This is a genomic window from Flavobacterium tistrianum, from assembly GCF_003254545.1.
In the GTDB taxonomy this organism is placed as follows: Bacteria; Bacteroidota; Bacteroidia; order Flavobacteriales; family Flavobacteriaceae; genus Flavobacterium; species Flavobacterium tistrianum.
On sequence record NZ_QJRH01000032.1, the window covers coordinates 1 to 632 of the forward strand.

A 632-nucleotide genomic window follows, 5' to 3' on the forward strand; every position below is an offset into this window, starting at 1 on the left:
GTGTAATCTGAATTTAAAGTTAATCCTGTCGGAAGCGTTCCCACGATTTCAAACTTAACTTTTCCAGCTCCTGTTCCAACTACAATTGGATTTCCGTTTAATTTATCATTTGCAATTAATGAAATTGTTGTTCCTCCGATATTTCCGTTTATTGAAGCTATAACATCTTCTACCGCATCGATTGCTGGCGTTCCTACTGTTACTTTCACAGTATTTGAACTGCAATTGTCCGGATTCAGCTTCTCGCAGATTTCATAAGTCAGCTCGTAATCTCCCGCTGGCGGATTTGCTCCTAAAACAATGTTTCCGTCTGCATCTACAGTCAGATATCCTTTCGGATCTGCCGATGTAGTTTTAAGAGTAACATCCGATGGATTTAACGGCTGAGAGTTTTTAGTGTCATTGTCGAAAACATTTTTGCCCAATGTCTGAGGAACATTCGATCCTAAAACTGATGGAACTACGTCTTCGTTTGCCACAAGGTTTCCTGCCGTAACTGGTACAGTCACAGTTACTGAATCGCAGTTTAGCGGATTCGTGTTTTCGCAGATTTTATATTCTACATTATAATTTCCTTTTGGCGTGTTTGGCGCAACAGTGATAGTGTAATCTGAATTTAAAGTTAATCCTGT

General features: G+C 39.6%; 1 pseudogene. It reads right to left on the reverse strand.

The window, feature by feature from the left end:
* A pseudogene (locus tag DMB71_RS00150) lies at nt 1-632 on the reverse strand (hypothetical protein); the annotation flags it as partial.